At 61.7% G+C, this 1,421-nt stretch carries 1 protein-coding gene and 1 pseudogene; both read left to right on the top strand.

Going from position 1 to position 1,421, the window contains the following annotated elements:
- Positions 1-108: 108 nt before the first annotated feature.
- Positions 109-1,110, top strand: a complete 1,002-nt coding sequence (locus tag RMO15_RS19875) for a hypothetical protein (protein ID WP_309715905.1) — start codon at positions 109-111, stop codon at positions 1,108-1,110.
- Between the two features lie 76 nt (positions 1,111-1,186).
- Positions 1,187-1,421: pseudogene (locus tag RMO15_RS19870) on the top strand (hypothetical protein); the annotation flags it as partial.

The following is a 1,421-nucleotide window of genomic DNA, read 5'->3' as shown; positions in this document are numbered from 1 at the left end:
CCCCAACCACCCCCTCCCCCGTTATCGGGTGGGGGTGGCGCTGAGTGGACCGACGGGAGCCGGGGGCGGCCAAACCAGCCGTGGGGGGAAATGCTGTAAAATGCCTCCATGATCGTGGCAACTGCGCCCGGACGCTGTGGCGTGCTGGGCAACCCGACCGACATGTACGGCGGCTCTGTAATCTCTTGTTCTCTCTCCGAGCGTGCGACCTGCACCCTTTCCGACACCGACTCAGCGGCGCTGATCCTAGAAGCCGATAATGGCGAGCGACAAGTTATCGCAAGCCCGGCAGACCTAGAGCCCTCGGAGGAGTTCCCGCGCTTGGACTTAGCGAAGGCCGTACTGAAGGGCATGGGGATTGATCCGGGGGAAGCGCACTTTCACCTCACGACCAGCACCGAGATTCCCATGCAGGCAGGACTGGCGGGCTCGACGGCGCTCATGGCCGCTGTGTATGGCGCGGTGTCCAAGAAAATTGGGCGGGTGGAGCACAAGCACGCCATCGCCGCCGCGATCCGCAAGATTGAGTACGAGATTCTCGGAGTGATCTGTGGGTTTCAGGACCAGCACATGGCGGTCTTTGGCGGCCTCAACTACATGGACTTCCGCGACAAGGGGAGCCATATCGCCATGGACGAGCAGCCCTACGCCACGGTCGAGCCGCTCTTAGACCTTGTTCCCCAGCCCTTGCCGTTTGTGCTGGCTCACACCGGGGTCAAGCACCACTCGGGCGCGGCCCACAAGCCCGTGCGCCAGCGCTGGCTCGACAACGACCCCGAAGTGCGCAAGCTCTACGATGCCTTTGTGCCCAAGCTAGCACGCAGTGGCAAGCAAGCCCTGATGGCAGGTGACTGGGAGACGATTGCCGCCCTGATGAACCAGAACCAGGAGGTGCAGTTTCGTCTTGGGGCGAGCGGAGCCGCCGTGGACAAGCTGGTGGAAGTGGCGCTGGCAAACGGCGCGCTAGGCGCCAAGCTTGCGGGAGCAGGGCAGGGCGGGACGGTGCTCTGCCTCACGTTCGAACCTGAGCGCACCATCGCCGCCCTCAAAGACGCAGGCGCGGGTCGCATCATCCGCCCGGTGCCCTCGGAAGGGCTCACTGTAAATTGAGGAGCCCGCACCCAGAGGGTACCCGGACTTTGTTTCCCGAAGGGAGCCCCCGATTTTAATCGGAGGGAGGTTTAAGATGGCAAAGAAGTGGACAAATGAAGAGTTTGAGGCCTATGTGCACCGCTTGGAGGCGGACGCGCAGAAAAATCCGGCAGACTATCAGCAGAAAATAGTCGGCTGGATCATACTGGGCTACGGCTATATCGCGCTCCTGCTGACCGGAACTCTGGCGCTGCTTGGACTGATTATCGGGATAATGATCTCTGGACGCTTCTCAGGGGCACTGATCAAGATCGGGATTTTTCTGCTCC

The sequence above is a fragment of the Armatimonas sp. genome (genome assembly GCF_031410135.1).
In the GTDB taxonomy this organism is placed as follows: Bacteria; Armatimonadota; Armatimonadia; order Armatimonadales; family Armatimonadaceae; genus Armatimonas.
The sequence above is the reverse complement of the archived record's forward strand: the minus strand, read 5'-3'. Positions and strand labels throughout refer to the sequence as shown.

Excerpts from the sequence above, each read along its gene's own strand:
- RMO15_RS19875 (WP_309715905.1), top strand. The coding sequence starts at position 109 with ATGATCGTGGCAACTGCGCCCGGACGCTGTGGCGTGCTGGGCAACCCG.